Here is a 16,940-nt window from a genome sequence, read left to right as displayed (position 1 = left end):
TGATTCAGGGGAGTCGATCTTATGTTTCTCTACGTTTTAACAAGCGGGAGAGCGCGTCGTTCTTAGTGTCTGTTTGCCCTAAAATTGTTTCACAGGCTTTGATGACGTATTTACCTATCATATCACATTCGATATTGACCCGGTCCCCTATTCTGCGTTTTCCCAGGTTGGTATGCTCCAGAGTGAAGGGGATGATCGACACGGAAAATCGACCCGGCTCGCAATCGACCACAGTCAGACTGATTCCGTCGACGGCAATGGAGCCTTTTTCCACAACAAAGCGGCTCAAATCTTCAGGATGTTCGAAAGCAAAAATCACCTCGCCCGTATTGCGCTGAATGGTTTTGATCACCGCCGTTTGATCCACATGCCCGGTGACGAAATGGCCGCTGATCGTCTGCGAAGGCGTCATCGCCCGCTCCAGATTGACGGAATGCCCCGCTCTGGCGGCGTTGAATGCGGTCCGCTTCAGCGTTTCGCCGCTTAAATCAGCGACAAAGGTCTGATCCGTGAAGGAACGCACCGTCAGACACACGCCGTTAACGGCGATACTTTCGCCCAACTCGTAAGGAGCAAATTCCTTGCTGGCGCGCACAATCAGCTCAGCCGAATCCGAGCGAAGCGACAAGCGGTCGATTTCGCCAAGATATTGAATAATTCCGTTAAACATAAAATCGCTTTCTGCTATGTCTCATATTAAAAAATTCAGAAACGCGCTTCCGCAAGCCAGTCGTCCCCAACAGGGCGAAACGACAGGTTCTTGAGCGGCAGGGCGTTGCGCACCTTCAGGACGCCTTCGCCGCCGACAGGACCCGGCGCGCTCTTACCGCCAATGATTTTAGGGGCAATAAAAAAATAGGCCTGATCCACAATCTTTTCTTTAAGCGCGCTGGCATGCACCTCCGACCCGCCTTCGATCAGCAGGGAACATATCTCGCGCTTGCCCAATTCCCGCATCAGACGTTTCAAAGGAATTCCATTGCGGTTGACCTTCAAATTCATCACCACAACGCCTTTGCGCTCCAGCGCCTGCCTTCGCTCCAATCGCATGGATTCTCCTGCGACATAGATCACGCCTTCACTGCGGCTGTTCTGAAAAACCCGGGAACGAAGCGGTACGATTTCCTCGTGATCCAGGATAACGCGGATCGGATTTTTGCCTTTCCCTGAACTCAGTCGCGTCGTCAGCAGAGGATTGTCCTTCACCACCGTGCCTGCGCCGACAAGAATGGCGTCGACACGGTCGCGAATCTCGTGAACCATGCGTCGCGCCGCATCGCCGGTGATCCATTTTGAATTACCGGAACGGGAAGCGATTTTCCCATCCAGCGACATCGCCGCCTTCAGGATAACCCAGGGTCGCCCTGTAGTAATGTGCTTAATAAAGATTTCGTTGAGAGACTGGCAATCCGCTTCGAGAACGCCCGCTTTCGTCTCAATGCCATGTTTTTTAAGGAAGCGCAGTCCCTTGCTGCTAACGAGCGGATTGGGGTCGCGCATGCCCGCCACCACGCGCCGAACGCCGCTTGCCAATATCGCCTCGACGCAGGGGCCGGTCCTGCCATGATGACAGCACGGCTCCAGCGTGACGTACAACTCCGCGCCACGCGCTCGTGCGCCCGCTTTTTTTAACGCAGAAATCTCCGCGTGCGCGCCGCCCGCGCGTTTGTGGTATCCCTTCGAAATCACACGACCGCCCTTCACCACCACCGCGCCGACCATGGGGTTGGGGTGAGTGCGCCCCTGAGCGCGAAGAGCCAGCTCAAGGGCCATCTCCATATAAAAATCATCTTGATGTTTCTTCATGACACGAGCAGGGAGAGAGGCGGAAGCCGTTAAATCGAACGGGCGCGATGGATCCTCAGCGCCGGAGTATGTCGAGCGTTTTCTTACGGATACTTCCGCGCTGGTACACGATTTCGATTCGCCGGTTGACGCCTCTGTTTTTGACGCTGTCGTTAGGAACTTTGGGGCGGTATTCCGCGAATCCTTCAATCGACAATTTGTTCGGCGGAAAGCCGGCGTTCACCAGCATTCGCGCGACGTCTGCGGCGCGACCTGCGGACAATTCCCAGTTGGACGGGAACTGCTCCGTCTTGATCGCCACGTTATCCGTGTGGCCTTCGATTTTAACGTCGTAATCGAATTGTTTCAAAACGTCAAAAATTTCCTTGATGATCTTGGAGCCGGTATAGGTCATGCGCGCCCGACCCGCCGGGAACAGTACCGTGTCGGAGAGCGTGATGATCGCCCCGCGTTCGTCGGAAGAGACTTCCACCTGCCCCGACAATTTATTCTTGTAGACAAACTCTTCAACTTCGGAGGCGATGTCTTCCACCTCTTTAGCGACCATGGCGCCCACTTCGTCGACGGCGTGAATGGTTTTTTCCTCCACCACCACATCCTGAATAACGTCCAGCCCCTCGCGCGTTCCCATTTCGGGAATTTCATCCTGACCGAGGGCGCTCTTCAAAGATTCCTTAATCATCTTCCACTTCTGATCTTCAATCGTACCCATGGCAAACAGAAGAATAAAAAATACCATCAGCAGGGTAACGAGGTCGGCGAAGGTCGCCATCCACATCGGCGCGCCTTCGGAAACCTCCTCAACCTCCTCGACATCCTCTTCCTTAGGAGGCGGCTCTGCGGGTTTCTCCTGCTTCTTTTCAGCCATGACTATTTCTTCTTGCCTTTAGCCGGTTTTTTATCGCCCCCGCCCTTGTCTTCTTTTTTCTCTTTCTTACCGACGGCCGATTCCACATAGTTCTCAAGAATTTCCTGCATGAAACGGGGGTTCACGCCTTTTCGTATATAACTGATGCCTTCCAGAACAAGATTCATTTCCAAAGTGTCCGACGCGCTTCTTCGCTTGAGCTTGACCGTCATCGGGATAAAAAACAGATTGGCCATGACGGCTCCGTAGAAGGTCGTGATCAAAGCGATCGCCATCTTGGGACCAACGGAACCGACGTCCGCAAGGTCGGACAACATCTGGATCAGACCGATCAGGGTCCCGATCATGCCAAACGCCGGGGCAAAGGCGCCTGCCTGATTGAAAATTTCCCAACCGTCTTTATGAGACTTCAGAATCTGTTTGATCTCGGCTTTCAATAACGAATTCACCGTCGCTTCGTCCTTGCCGTCAACAGTCAACTCCAGTCCCTTTTTAAGAAACTCGTTGTCCACTTCTTTCAACTTGGACTCAATCGCCAGCACGCCGCCTTTTCGCGCGACGTTACAAATCGAAACCATGCTCTCGAGGACATAGTTATCCGCTTTCTTCACCAGAAACACGCGCGTCGCCAGACCGATCACGCGCAGGACTTCATTGAGCGGAAACGCGATCATGATCGCCGCGCCGGTGCCGCCAATGACGATAGCCGCAGACGGGGCGCTCCAGAACAGATCCAGACCGCTGTTCATTAAAATAGACGCCAGAACCAGACCGATTCCGGCAAAAATTCCTATAAATGTGGCTAGATCCATAAGTCTTATTGAGGTTGTTTAACTTTGATAGTTCCCGCGATGGGGTCCATATTGTGAAATTTAAGCACCTTACTTAAAATTTCCTTGTTCAGCACTGTGCCTTTTCGGAGCAGGTTGATGCCCGATTCGGAGAAAATATCCGTCGCCAGTTCCATTCCTTCGGCCAGTGCAAAGACCGTACAATCCATAGTTTTCTCAACGCCTTCCGTATCCACGGAATTCACGTACTCCGATAGATGCCCCAGAACCGTCTCGTCGAATATCATGCCCGACTTGCCGTCCATTTCTTCCAGAACCGAATCGATGGTCGACTCAGGATTGGCCATTTTTGCGTGATCGTAAAAACTGGCGCAGGCGATGATGCGCGAGCCGATGGGAATGCGGTCTCCGTAGAGTCCATCAGGGGAACCGCTTCCGTCGACATTCTCATGCAGATGGCGAATCATGTCGGCCACGAGTTCGAATCCCGGGTAGCCCTTCAATAACATTTCGCCCACCAGGGGATGACTTGAAAACGCTCTATTTTCGGATTCGTCCGCGGCTTCATCGCGTTTTTCTTTAGTCGGCAAAGCGACGATTCCTAATTCGTGCAATTGCGCCGCCGTTTTGATATTGCGCACCTGATAATCGGTCAAATTCATTTTTTCTGAAATGAAAACCGCCATGTCTGCAACGCGATCGGAATGACCGCGATGCCCGGACTGATTCAGTTCGATGATGCTGGCCAGAACGCCGACGGTGGAATCCGAACGGCTCGCCAACTCTTCGACCATCGAAGAAATCTGCGTGTTCTTTTCTTCCATCTGACGGTTCAACTCCGTCATGTCGCGCAGACTGGCGCCCAGTCTTCGCTTGTCGGCGATGAGTTCATTGTTCAGCGCCGCGAGTTTTTGATGAAATTGTTTGAGCTGTTCAAGGGAGGATTCCAACTGCTTGTTTTTTTCGTAAATCGCGTCGTTCAAATGAGCGACCCGCATCACGAAATTGACGACGAAGAGCAGTTCGCCTTTTTTGAGCGGTTTGGAAAGATACGCGTCGGCCCCCACTTCGCTGGCCTTGATCGCGTTGTCGCTCTCCGCATCGTAAGCGGACATGAGAATCACCGCGCAATGCGGCTGGAACTGGCGGATTTTTTTACAGACTTCAAAGCCGTCCATCCCCGGCATCTGAATATCGCAAAGAATGATGTCCGGTTGCATGTCCTTAACCAAGCGCAACCCTTCCTCGCCGGTGACCGCCTGAGACAGTTCAAGCATTTGCGGTCCAAACGCTTTTCCCAGGATTTGCTTGACGATGAGTTGCAAGGTGCGATCATCGTCGATGCATAAAAACTTTTTGGCGTTTTTTGTGATGTCCAAGCGTTGTATCTCCAACAAAAAGGTTTTCGGAAGAAAACCTTCTTTAATCTAAGGTCACGTTAAAAATAGGGTTATCTTGCCTAACGGACACAGATTCCATTTCTTTAGTCTTTGGGCTGAGACAAATGGAACTCTATGTTTTAAATCATTATAACGGAAAAATTCGGATTAAATCACCAATCATCTTCTTCGCCCTCATCTATTTCCGTCATCGCTTGAGAAACACAACGAAAACCGACCGACAAATTGCGTTCTTCAGGACTGAACGAGTTTCGAAATGCGCATTTGGAGTACACCATGTAATTGAACCAGGAGCCGCCGCGCACCGTCTTTTGCGTTGTATGGCGCGGTCCAAAGCGTTGCGTGCACCATTCCCAGACGTTCCCCGACATATCGTAACAGCCGTAAGGCGATACGCCATGCTCGAATTCCCTGACCGCTGTGGTGCGCCCCACCATGAAATCGCAGGTGTTCGTGTAGCCGATCTGGTAGCCCGAAGCCTCTCCCCAGGGGTAATCCCGACCGTCCACGCCGCGCGAGGCTTTTTCCCATTCCATTTCGATGGGCAGACGCTTGCCGAACCACAAGGCGAATACCGTGGCTTCGTAATAATTGACTCCGATGACCGGCTGGTCGTCTTCGCAGGAATACTTCGGAAAACGCGGCTTGAAATTGGGGTCGAACTGACGGAACAGTGCGTTGGTGACCGGGTATTTCATGATCGAGTATTCGCTGATATGGATCTGATCCTCGACATCCTTTTCATCCTGACAGATGAATTTTCCCTCGGCGACGGTGACCATTTCGCCAAAATTCCGCATCGCTTTCAGGTCGACCGCCTGCGCATCGTTCGCTTCGGCAAGGAAGCCTTTCAATTCGGGCAAAGCGTTCACAGATTTAAAGTCCAGGCGATCGATGCAATCCACCCAGTCGATGCCATGGAGCGCCAGCAAGGTTTCGAGTACGGAATACAAAATGCGGCAATCTCTATTCTCACGCAAAAGCAATCGACCGCACAAATCGCTTAATTTCTTCCGGTCATTGGCTTCGATCACGTCCTTGACGTCGATCAGGCGACAGCGTGAAAACTGCGGGAACTCTTCCTTGCACTGATATTTCAGCAACTGACCGATCAGCAAAGCCCGGTCTTCGCTCAGTCCCGGCGCTTCCCTCACAGAGTTACCCGCCAGAAACAGAGCGCCGCGTTCGATTAAAATGTCGAACAATTGATTGGGCGAAACCATTCCCGCCAGAAACTTGATCGGCTCCTCCCAGCCTGTTTCGCGACAATGCTCACGCACCAGGGTCTGCCAGTCGGCGCCTTCCGCCATCGCTCTTGCCGTCCAATACTCTTGAAAGGAAGGGTGACGATATTCCCAGCGCGTTTCTGTCTGGTTCAAAAATGCTTCAATCAAATGGTCGAAACATTCGCCCTTTTTGAGGAAACCCGCCTCCGCGTCGTCCGCTTTGTCGAATCCAGTATCTTCGAAGTCGTAGCGTTGGAACTTGCCTTCAAGGGCCAGCTCCAGCGAAACCCGTTTCAGCGTCGCCAGACGACTCTCTGCATCCGCCGGGTCTTCATGCAGGGCCTTCCATCGCTCGATCCAGCGCGCGTAGATATCGCCGCGAATCTGTAAGGGCTCGGCCTCTTCCGCCTCGTTCACATCCTTAATCATTTTAAGAATCAAAGGGGTGTCGAGCAATTCAGACGAATACTTGGCCAAGCCTTCCAGAGCCTTGTTGCGCGCCGCGTCGTCGTCCAGATACGTTTCGCGATCTTTCGGATCAAGAGCCTGAAAGGATGTCAGAAAGCCGCCGTCTTTGCCCCTCTGCAAAATAGAATCCGTCGCCAAAGCGCCAAAACACAAACGCCGCGCCGCCATCAGAACAAAATTACTGCGGTAGGACTGGTCTTCCACAAAGGTTTCAAAATAGACGCGAAAACGGTCGTCGGCATGGAGCAGTTCAACGCCGTCCAGCGCGATGAACAGAAGGCTTTGCCGCGCCAGCGATTGGATCGTCGACAACAACAGCTTTTCATCCAGAGACAGGTCGGGATCGTCTTCCTGCTCTTTCAGAACCGTCTGCAAAATCACGTCATGAATCGAGGCGAACAAATTCTGGAATCCTTCCCCTTCCTTGAGCGCGCCGAGGTGAAGGTAAACGGGGACCGGATAGAGCGGGTGAGGTTGATTCTCCAGGAGAGTTTCCAACTGCATCAACAAATAAACCGTTTTGCCCATTCCCGAAGGCGCCTGAAGCAATACTTTGCCATTGCCAAGTTCCCAGACCGGTTCGTTAATCGCGCGCGGCGTGGGATACACCTGTTCGTGCAAACTCTGCCGAAAATCGACCGCATTGTCATCCAGCAGTACCTGGGGCAAACGACGCTTTCTCCCCCGCCCCGTTCCCAGCAACGCTTCCAGCCGGGACTTCACCTGCCTCAGACAATGTTTGCGGTAGACCTCGATGACCCAGCCCTGAGATTCTTCAGGCAGAAGTTGGACCGCGGGCAACTCGTCTTCAGGTCGTGGAACCAGGCTGTTGTCTTCAGACATTCTGTATTATTTCAGTTGAGTTGTAAGGCATGCGATCATCAATAAAATCAAAAACCAAACTATCGCATGCGAACGGGTTTGCGTTGTAAAAACAAGTGTAACGGCGCTCCTCTACAAAATCAAATCGCGATACGCGCCAGACCGGCGGCGCCGTTCACCTTGCGAACATGAGAACCAGCATGGCGATCAGGGACATGACAAATAAAATCCATATGGATAAAAACCAGCCTCTCCCGGAAAACCGGGGATAACTCGGAATATCGGGATTGTTCGGCGCCCCGCAATGCGGGCACTTCAGTTCCTGACTGGCATAATTTCGGGTGCAATGAAAACAAGTGACTTCTGAACCGTCTGACATAAGACTCCTCTATAAAACGCGCAATAAACGCAAGCGTAACAGATTGAGCGCCGCCTGCGCCGCTCTCTCTTTATTGATTTTCCGATCCTGATGAAAACGAAACTCCTCGCAATGGCTGGTTTCCGAATCGGCGACGGCAATGAAGGTCAATCCCACCGGTTTTTCCTCGGAACCGCCGCCCGGCCCTAAAATGCCGGTGACCGCCAGACCATAATCCGAACCGGATCGTTCGCAAATTCCCTTCGCCATCTCCAGCGCCGTTTCCCGGCTCACAGCCCCGAAATGACGCAAGGTCTCTTCGGAGACGCCCAGCAGGCGCATTTTCGCCTCGTTGGAATACACCACCGCGCCCTGAATGAAATAAGCGCTCGATCCGGGTACCTGCGTGAGTCGGTGGCCGATCAAGCCCCCCGTGCAGGATTCAGCAAGGCCCAGGGTTTTACTCTCCTTGAGAAGCAATCTTCCGATCACCTCCTCCATAAGCTCGTCATCGCGAGCAAAAATGTATTTTTCAATTTTGGGAACCAGCCAGCGTTCGGCCTGTTCAATCTTGCTCAAGGTCTCTTCTCGATTCTTGCCCGAAGCCGACAAGCGAATCTTGACGCCTTCATAGGATGGAAGCGAGGCGACGGACACCCAGCGTTCCAGTTCTTCCACGCCGCCCACCAGCGGCCAGAGTTCCGACTCGCTCAATCCCGTCGTGCGCAAGAGCCGATGAGCGATCCGCCCCGAACTGTTTGCTTCCAGTTCAGGGTGAATATATTTTTCATACAAATGCCGCATCTCTTTGGGAACGCCGGGCAATGCGTAAACTTTCTTCCCGTCATGTTGAAATAACAGGCCCGGAGCCGAGCCGACGGCGTTATGCAGAATTTCGGCCTTGTCCGGCACCTCCGCCTGACTGCGAAACCCCGGCGTCATGGCTTTGCCGCGAGACGCCATGATGCTTTCCAAACGCCGCAACACCGTATCATTCATGACCAGCGAATGTCCGAAACGCTGCGCCAATACCTGCTTGGTGAGATCATCGTGCGTCGACCCCAGACCGCCGGTGACGAGGATCAAATCCACGCGTTCCAAAGCGCCGTTCAGCGCATCCACCATATCTTCGGGATCGTCGCCGACGGAGGTCATGCGTCGCACGTTCACCCCGGCTGAATTCAGTCGACTGGACAGAAATTGAGAATTCGAATCCTGAATCAATCCGCTCACCACTTCATTGCCAATAGTGAGGATTTCCGCCCGCATCAACTCTTTATTCTGCTCAAACATTCACACCGTCGAAAATAGAATTTTGGATACCGCGTAACTTTATTTTTATATCTTACCTTAATAAGATAAAATACACCTTCATACTTTTTTTGAAACTTTTATCGAAGCGGCAAACCGCCCGCCCCCCTTCAACCAACGACCATGGCAGACCCAAAGAAACATCTGGACGAATTGAAAAGCGCCGATCCGCAACGCCGCGCCTTCGCGACGCAGGCCCTATGGAACGAATGGTACAGAGAGGCCGGAGACCTGGCGGAAATGGAGTTGCACAAAGGCCTCACCATGATGGACAACAACCGACTCGACGATGCGGAAATGCATTTCACGAAACTGTCCGAGGTGTTCCCTGATTTTGCCGAAGCCCGCAACAAACTGGCGACGGTTTTATATCTGCTCGGTCGATACGAAGAATCCGTCATCGCCTGCCAGCAGGTATTGGACGCCAACCCGCATCATTTTGGCGCCTGGAACGGACTTGGAATGTGCCTGTACCAACTCGGGCGTTACGACACGGCGCTCATCAGCTTTCAGAAAGCCCTCGACATCCAGCCCTATGCTGAAGCGAATTCAGTCTATATCGCCCGTTGCCGCGGTCATCTGAATTAACTTCATCGTCCACGACGAACAGCCCCGACCTCAACCGCGCTATAAGACCGCCCGCTTGAACGTTTTGTTCGATTTTTTCAGTCCTGCTTTTTGAAACCATGCAAACGACTCATCAAACGCTCACCACAGCCGAACTTTACACAAAAACATTTCGCTTCGATATGTGGCGCGGCGCCTGCGACGGCATTCTGACTGCGGCCTCTCAAACTTTCTGCCTGTTCATTGCGATTCGATATTACGACGCCAGCGAGGGAATCAAATCCGCCATCGCCGGAGCGCCCTTCATGGGCATGTTCTGTTCGCTCCTGCTGGTTCATTACGCATCGTCCACGGGGTGGAAAAAATCCACCTGCGCCGCCCTGCCCTCGATCATCACCGGAGTGGGTCTGGCGCTTGCCGGGCTGGTCGACTCCATACTGGCCTTCGCCGCCCTCGTCATCATCGGTTTTATCTGCCGGAGCGCGCTCCTGCCTTTTGTAACGGCAATCTATGGCGAAAACTACCCGCGCGGTAAACGCGCTTCCTATTTTTCCAAACCTCTGATGATGACCGTCGGCGTCTCCGCCGCGTTTGGCGTTGCGGGTTCATTGATTCTCGAAGCCGACATCGAAAACTTTCGCTGGTTATTTATTTTTCTTGGATGCGCCGGGCTGGTGAAAGCTTATTCCATCTATTCCATGCCTTCCCAACCGATCGAGGTGGGAGCGCACAAGCACCCATTTGGAAACCTGAAGTACCTGTTCACGGACCCTTCCTACGGTTACGTTCTCCTGACCTGGTTCATCATGGGCTTCGCCAATCTGTGGACGCTTCCTTTAAAGGTGGATTACATCGCATCGGCAAAATACGGCATTGAAGCGTCGCCCTTCATGGTCGCGTTCATCATCACCATCCTGCCCGATACCATGCGCTTCCTGTTCATTCCCTTTTGGGCGCGTCTGTTCGACAAGATCAACTTCATCGTTCTGCGCATAATTTTGAACCTGTCCTTTGCGACGGGAATTCTTCTATTTTTTATCACGGAAGATCTGTGGATCATTGGCCTGGGTTCCGCCCTCATCGGTTTTTCATTCGCCGGCGGCTCCATCGCCTGGAATTTATGGGTCACCAAATACGCGCCGCCCGGCAAGACGGCGGCTTATATGTCGGTGCATGTCTTCCTGACAGGCGTTCGCGGAAGTATCGGGCCTTTCATCGGTTACTGGGTCGCCAATCAGATCGGCGTCGCCAGCATCGGCTGGGTGTCCTTTGGAATGATGATTTTCGCCTCCCTCATGCTCATACCGCAAATCAAAATGGTTCGGGAGGCCTGAGCTTAACTATTTGTTTTCAAACACTTGGTCTGCTAAAATAGTGAACGGCAGGCGCCCTTACGATTCCTTAACAAACGACACAGCGGAAGCCTTTTCATTCTCTCATGAACGACTCCAGGCCTTTGTTGCACGCCATCGACCAATTGATCGAAACGCACTCCCGAATGGGGAGCCAGGGCGCGTCTGCCTTGTTTCGCGCTATCCGCGCCTTGTACGCGGACGATGAAGAGCTCAAGGCCGCAACGCCGCATTCCGACGAACAGGTCTTGCAAAAAATGGCCTCCCTGCCCGGCGTTTCGGCGGGAGCGGAATTATCTCTAACTGCTCTGCGCGCAGAGCTGAACGACGCATTAATTGAATTGTACCTTCAGGGCGACAATCCCGGAGCCGTCTCGATCAACTCGAAATATGCGATCATCCTCCAATCCCCCGCATCGCTGAAAACCTCTGGGTCTGAACCAAGAAGAGCCTTCAAATCTTCGGAAATCAGCTTCAACCTGCCGACCGAATTGCAAAGCCAGTTCGAAAAACAAATCGACACCCTCAAGAACGAACAACAAAAGACCAACGAAAAAATGCGCGCCTTGCTGGAGCGCGAAGCTCAGCTTGAGGAGGAGAAGCAAAGCCTCGAACAGGAAACGCAGGCTTTACGGTCGCGCTATCTGGAGCAGGTCGAAACCCTGCAAAAGAATTTCGAGGTAGAAAAACGTCTGGCAGAAGAGGAAATGGAGCGGCTGAAAAAAGACGTCGCCCGCGCCAACGAAGACATCCAGACCTTTCAGGAGCGGCAAACGAAGGACTTGCAGAATTATCAGGAAAGCAGTTCTCAACTCGAGGGTAATTTTTCGCGCCACGAAATCGCTTTCCAATCCAAATTTGACGAGATGACGCGCTTGATGAAGCGCATCACGGAAGACGAAGCAAAAGCCAATGAAAAATCCAAAAGCGCGCAAGCGCGTCTGGTCGCGCGGGAAAACCAGATCGCTGAAGCCGTCGCCTCTGCCAGAAAACAACTGAAAGATATCAGCGCTCAGTTTCGAGCCGTGCAGTCCGACCGCAAGAAACTGAGGGAACGCTATAGCAAGGAAATTGAGAAAACCAAGAGCGAACTGGAGCGGGATTTTTCCCGGCGTTCTGAATATCATTTCAGACGCCTCGAAGAATGGGAGGATGAGGAAGATCGGCTCAACCGGGAAAATGAAAGTCTGCGCATCAGAGAACAGTCTCTCGCTCTGGAGATCAAGGGCAAAACCGACGAGCAGTTCAAGAAACGTCAGCTCGAACTCGACAACCTCGAAAAACAATTGAGCAAGCGACAAAAAGAAGTTCTCAAGCAGGAAAGAGAACTGGAGCGGGACAAGGAAGGACTCAAACTTCTATTAAAAAAAGTCCGAGGCGGCAAGTTCGGTCCTCAGCAAATCGAAAACCTGTTCAAGGATCAGGAAAAAGTCACGCGGCGGAAATCGAAACTCTTAAAAAGTTTCGAGACAGAACAGGCCGCAGTGCGCACCGAATTCAACCGCAAAGTCGCCGAGTTGGAAAGCGAAAAAAAAGAAGCCTTTGGCAAGCTGGAAAACGCTCACAATTCCATCAACAACGAGAAAGAACGACTGCTCAAGATGGAAGCTCGCTTGCTCGAACGCGAAGGCAAAGAACTCAAACGCCTGAATCAGGAATACGAGGAATTGAGAAACAGCTTCGAAGTTGAAAAAATCGAAAAAGAAATGGAGATGGACCAGCAGGAAGACGCTCTCTTCAAGGATCAGGAATCTTTATACGAGCGACAGGAAAAAATTCTGGAACAGGAAGAAACCACCGCCCAGCGAATTCGAGCCAGCGAAGAAAAAATACAGGAGATGCTCGATGAAGTGCAGGACTACAAGCAGTCCAGCCTTTCGCATCAGGGCGAAGTCGACGCCTTCCTCAAAGACTTTCAGAAATCCTATGAAATGATCCTCGAATCGCAAAAAGAAAGCTATGCGCTGTTTCAGGAAAAAATCGCCGACGCCGAAGCCACCGCCCGGCGCATCGCTTCCAACCTGCAAGATCAGGAGCAACAAAGCCGGGAGCATAGCGTCGCGAGCGAACAAGCCTTCAAGGAGAAGTTTCAGCAAAAAGAACAACTCGCGGAAATGCTGGAAAAAGACCTGCGCAACAAAATGAACGAGTACAAATCCTATATGAAGGAATTGACGCTGGCGAAGGAAAACATGCTGGAAAAAGAAGAAAGCCAGCAACGCGAATACATGGAGAGCGTCTCTCAATACGAAGACAAATTATTGCATCTCGGTCAGGCCTTCGAAGAATTATCGGAAGCCTTCCATCATGAAAAAGAAAAGGGCCGCATCGAAATCAAACCAGAGGACAAGGAAGACGACCGCAAGCCTCTGGAATACGACACGGCGCTCGCCAAAGCGGAATGGCCGCACGCCGTTCGCGACCGCCTTGGCGCCAACGACGCCGAGGAAACCCCGCCGAAGGTGGAAGAATACATATACAAGCTGGCTGAGCAGTGGACTCAATGGACCGAAGTCCCCCCCGGAACTTTCTGGATGGGTTCCAAACAGGCGAGAGCGCAGAATCCCTACAGGGAAACGTCCATCCCACGCCCTTTGAAAATCATGAAGTACCCGGTGACCAACGTGGAGTTTTTCCATTTCGTCGCCGAGACCAATTACAAAACCGAGGCCGAAGGCTCCATCGCCGCCGTCGTTCTAAAACGCAACAACGGCAACAACGGTTACGGCAACGCCACGCTGACAGAAGACCGAAGCGCATTCTGGCTGAAACCCAACGGATCGCCCGAAGCTCTCTACGCCAAATACCACCATCCCGTAACGCAAGTCACCTGGAACGACGCCCTCGCTTATTGCCGATGGAAGAGCGAGGCGTTGGAAAAAACCGTGCGCCTGCCAACCGAAGAGGAATGGGAATACGTCGCCAGAAATTTTGGCCAGATTCCTTCCGATGAATTCTACTGGGAGCTGGAAAAAGCGAGCCGGTTTTGTAACATCGAGGAGAGCGGCATTGGCGACACCACGGCGGTCGATCATTTTCAGGAAACCGACCCGATTGGCGGCAGTTTCGACCTGTTTGGCAACGTCTTTGAATGGACCGCAGACACCGACGCCTCGCGTTCCCGCTCGCTCACTTACAAACTGGCGCGCGGCGGTTCCTTCCTGACCACCTTCAGCCAGATCGCGCCCTGGCGTCATTCCGCTTTTGCGATGAATTATGGGGCGGCGTTTCTCGGATTCAGGGCGGTCATTGAAGATTGACCGACGTTTTCCGAGTCGCAATTAATTTGAAAATTAAGGTTGTTCCAGACCGCAACCCGCCTTAAAATCATAAGCCCTTTATTAAAAATCAGGCGACGGCGACGGGTTCCACCGCCTTCCGTCTACAACACAAAGTCAAATCCAGAGGTCACATGAAAAAGAAAGCAAACGCTCTTGTCAATATATTCATGGGGAGCGATTCCGACTACCCCGTTATGGAAGAAGCCGTCAACATACTCAAACAATTCGGCGTTGAATACGAAGTACACGTCTCCTCGGCCCACCGTTCGCCGGAGCGAACCCGTCGTCTCATCAAAAAAGCCGAACGCGAAGGCGTTCAGGTATTCATCGCAGGAGCCGGAGCGGCGGCGCATCTGGCAGGCGTGATCGCGGCGGAAACGATCATTCCGGTGATCGGCGTGCCCATCGGATCGTCTCCTTTAAACGGCCTGGATGCGCTTCTGTCCACAGCGCAAATGCCCGGCGGCATCTCTGTCGCGTCGATGGCCATCGGCAAAGCGGGCGCCAAGAATGCGGGCGTGCTGGCGGTGCAGATCATCGCCCTGTCCGACAAGGGGCTGACTTCCAAACTCAAACGTTATAAAACCGATCTTGCCAAGGAAGTCGAACGCAAAAGTAAAAAATTAAATTTGATGAACGCAAAAAAAATATAGACGCTATATTGTCCGAATAGTGATCGGACTTTTTTCGATGTAAGCCATGAGCGCTCAAACAACTCTTTTGAATAATTCCGATTCCCTGTCCGGCGTCATGAATGAATTAAAAACGCTGGTCGGCAACGGCGGGGTGATCGCCTTTCCCACAGACACTTTTTATGGGCTGGGCGTCGACCCCCGTCAGGAACGGGCCATCGAACGGGTATTTCAGGTCAAACAGCGTCCGGCGGACAAACCCCTTCTGGTCCTGATCTCCAGTTTGAAACAGGCGGAAGGTCTGGTTAAAGAAATCCCCTCCTCAGCAATGAAATTGATCGATCGGTTCTGGCCGGGCCCCTTAACCCTGATCCTGCCTGCGCGGGACGATCTGCCGCGCAACCTGACGGCGGGAACAGGAAAGCTCGGAGTGCGTATTCCCGGAAACGCCTTGACGCGACAATTGCTCGACGGCATCGCTTGCCCCTTGACCGCTCCCAGCGCCAACACCAGCGGCTTTCCTCCGCCACGATCCGCGAGCGAAGTCGAAGAACAGCTCGGACAGCAGATCGACTGGATTCTCGACGGCGGCCTCACGCCCGGCGACAAGGAATCCAGCATCGTCGATCTGACCCGTGACCTTCCGACGCTCCTGCGCGCGGGCGCGGTGCCTACAGACGATCTTGAATCGACGCTCGGTCATTCTCTAACGATGATTTCAGCGCAATGATATTTGGAACCGGAGTCGATCTGGTCGAAATTTCGCGCATTGAACGCTCCCTCGAAAAATACCTCGAAAAATTCGAAACGCGGCTCTTCACCCAAACGGAGATTGACTATTGCCGCTCCAAAGCGGGAAGCGCGAAACATTTTGCCGCTCGTTTCGCCGTCAAGGAAGCGGTTTTGAAATCGATGGGCGTCGGCATGGATCACGGCATCGCCTGGACGGATATCGAAACGCTCAACGAGGAATCCGGTCGGCCCTATCTACAACTGCATGGCAAGGGCCGGGCGCTCTTCGATGAATTGGAATTGCGCGCCATCCACATCAGCATTTCGCACACACAGGAACACGCAATCGCTTACGCCGTCGCCGAAAAATAAATGAAACGCAAATCAGGGACCTTAAATCAACTGCGCTTTCGCCTGGAATTCCTCCTCATCCAAACGCTGACCCTGGCGCTTCGCCCATTGTCCGCGCGGAGCGTGTACCGACTGGCGCGCGCCATTGGAGGCGCGCTCGCCGCCCTGCCCGACAAGCGTCGCAAATACGGCTTGCTCAATCTCGACATCGCCTTTGGCGACGCCAAGCCGTCGTTTGAAAAAAAGCGAATCTACAAGGAATCCGTCATTCAGGTGACGCTGTCCACCCTGCAATGCCTCTGGCTTCGCCATGACACCGAAGCCCGAACGCAGAGCCTGATCCCCCATCCGCCGGAGGGTCTGGAGGTCGTAAAGGAATGTCTCGAGCGCGGCAAGGGCATTCTGTTTCTCACCGCGCATTACGGCAACTGGGAAGTCATGGGATTGAAGCACGGCTATTTGAATCTAGCCCGCCTCCACCCCATCGTTCGGCGACTGGACAATCCCTTTCTGGAAAAAGCCGCGGCTGATCTGCGCACCCGTTCCGGCAACCATCTCTTGTACCGCGACGAATCGCCGGTTAAAATTTTTCGCGCTCTTAAAGATAATGAAGCGGTCGCCGTCATGATGGATCAGAACACGGCCATCGGCGGCGTGTTTGTCGATTTTTTCGGCAAGAAGGCGGGGTCTCCCACAGGCGCGGCGCGGCTCAGTCTCAGTTCCGGCGCCGCAGTCATCCCCCTGTTCTGCTACCCGCAGAAAGACGGAAGCTATCGCGTGCAATACGGCCCGGAGCTTCGCATCGATAAAGGCGGCGATAAAAAAGAAGCGATCCTGAACGGCGCGCAGGAATGCCAGAATTATATTGAAGCGGAAATCAGAAAACAGCCGGAAGCCTGGATGTGGATTCACCGAAGATGGAAAACGCGACCGCGGGAAGAAACGACGGGTCGGTTTTATTGAGAACGACGAAAA

15 protein-coding genes are annotated in these 16,940 nt (G+C 53.0%); 7 read left to right on the top strand and 8 right to left on the bottom strand.

Annotated elements, in window-relative coordinates:
* Positions 1–19: 19 nt before the first annotated feature.
* From G3M78_08705 to G3M78_08670, 8 genes are all read right to left on the bottom strand, one after another.
* A complete protein-coding gene (locus G3M78_08705; protein ID QPJ65465.1) occupies positions 20–670 on the bottom strand; it encodes a riboflavin synthase in 651 nt (216 codons plus the stop codon).
* 35 nt (positions 671–705) lie between these two features.
* Positions 706–1,779, bottom strand: a complete 1,074-nt coding sequence (ribD, locus tag G3M78_08700) for a bifunctional diaminohydroxyphosphoribosylaminopyrimidine deaminase/5-amino-6-(5-phosphoribosylamino)uracil reductase RibD (GenBank protein QPJ66814.1) — start codon at positions 1,777–1,779, stop codon at positions 706–708.
* A gap of 82 nt (positions 1,780–1,861) precedes the next feature.
* Positions 1,862–2,674, bottom strand: a complete 813-nt coding sequence (locus G3M78_08695; protein ID QPJ65464.1) for an OmpA family protein — start codon at positions 2,672–2,674, stop codon at positions 1,862–1,864.
* Between the two features lie 2 nt (positions 2,675–2,676).
* Positions 2,677–3,486: a motility protein A gene (locus G3M78_08690; protein ID QPJ65463.1), complete on the bottom strand. Its 810-nt coding sequence runs from the start codon at positions 3,484–3,486 to the stop codon at positions 2,677–2,679.
* A gap of 5 nt (positions 3,487–3,491) precedes the next feature.
* The gene (locus G3M78_08685) at positions 3,492–4,844 is read right to left on the bottom strand and encodes a response regulator (GenBank protein ID QPJ65462.1); all 1,353 of its coding nucleotides are present in this window, start codon (positions 4,842–4,844) and stop codon (positions 3,492–3,494) included.
* Between the two features lie 173 nt (positions 4,845–5,017).
* Entirely contained in the window at positions 5,018–7,402 is a 2,385-nt protein-coding gene (locus tag G3M78_08680) for an SUMF1/EgtB/PvdO family nonheme iron enzyme (protein ID QPJ65461.1), read from the bottom strand.
* A gap of 154 nt (positions 7,403–7,556) precedes the next feature.
* Complete coding sequence (locus G3M78_08675; GenBank protein QPJ65460.1) at positions 7,557–7,760, bottom strand: hypothetical protein; 204 nt, start codon at positions 7,758–7,760, stop codon at positions 7,557–7,559.
* Positions 7,761–7,769: 9 nt separating this feature from the next.
* Positions 7,770–9,032, bottom strand: a complete 1,263-nt coding sequence (locus G3M78_08670; GenBank protein ID QPJ65459.1) for a competence/damage-inducible protein A — start codon at positions 9,030–9,032, stop codon at positions 7,770–7,772.
* A gap of 141 nt (positions 9,033–9,173) precedes the next feature.
* On the opposite strand from G3M78_08670, the gene G3M78_08665 reads away from it, so the two are divergent.
* From G3M78_08665 to G3M78_08635, 7 genes are all read left to right on the top strand, one after another.
* Complete coding sequence (locus G3M78_08665; GenBank protein QPJ65458.1) at positions 9,174–9,638, top strand: tetratricopeptide repeat protein; 465 nt, start codon at positions 9,174–9,176, stop codon at positions 9,636–9,638.
* Between the two features lie 98 nt (positions 9,639–9,736).
* Positions 9,737–10,951, top strand: a complete 1,215-nt coding sequence (locus tag G3M78_08660) for an MFS transporter (protein QPJ65457.1) — start codon at positions 9,737–9,739, stop codon at positions 10,949–10,951.
* A gap of 104 nt (positions 10,952–11,055) precedes the next feature.
* Entirely contained in the window at positions 11,056–14,229 is a 3,174-nt protein-coding gene (locus G3M78_08655) for an SUMF1/EgtB/PvdO family nonheme iron enzyme (protein QPJ65456.1), read from the top strand.
* A 152-nt stretch (positions 14,230–14,381) separates the two neighbouring features.
* Entirely contained in the window at positions 14,382–14,903 is a 522-nt protein-coding gene (gene purE / locus G3M78_08650) for a 5-(carboxyamino)imidazole ribonucleotide mutase (protein QPJ65455.1), read from the top strand.
* A 46-nt stretch (positions 14,904–14,949) separates the two neighbouring features.
* Positions 14,950–15,612, top strand: coding sequence for a threonylcarbamoyl-AMP synthase (locus G3M78_08645; protein ID QPJ65454.1), 663 nt, complete (start codon positions 14,950–14,952; stop codon positions 15,610–15,612).
* Positions 15,609–15,986, top strand: coding sequence for a holo-[acyl-carrier-protein] synthase (gene acpS / locus G3M78_08640; GenBank protein QPJ65453.1), 378 nt, complete (start codon positions 15,609–15,611; stop codon positions 15,984–15,986). Before G3M78_08645 ends, acpS begins: the two co-directional genes overlap by 4 nt.
* On the top strand, positions 15,987–16,928 hold the full coding sequence (locus tag G3M78_08635; GenBank protein ID QPJ65452.1) for a lysophospholipid acyltransferase family protein: 942 nt from the start codon (positions 15,987–15,989) through the stop codon (positions 16,926–16,928).
* The last annotated feature ends 12 nt before the right edge of the window (positions 16,929–16,940 follow it).

This window comes from Candidatus Nitrohelix vancouverensis, assembly GCA_015698305.1.
In the GTDB taxonomy this organism is placed as follows: Bacteria; Nitrospinota; Nitrospinia; order Nitrospinales; family VA-1; genus Nitrohelix; species Nitrohelix vancouverensis.
The sequence above is the reverse complement of the archived record's forward strand: the minus strand, read 5'-3'. Positions and strand labels throughout refer to the sequence as shown.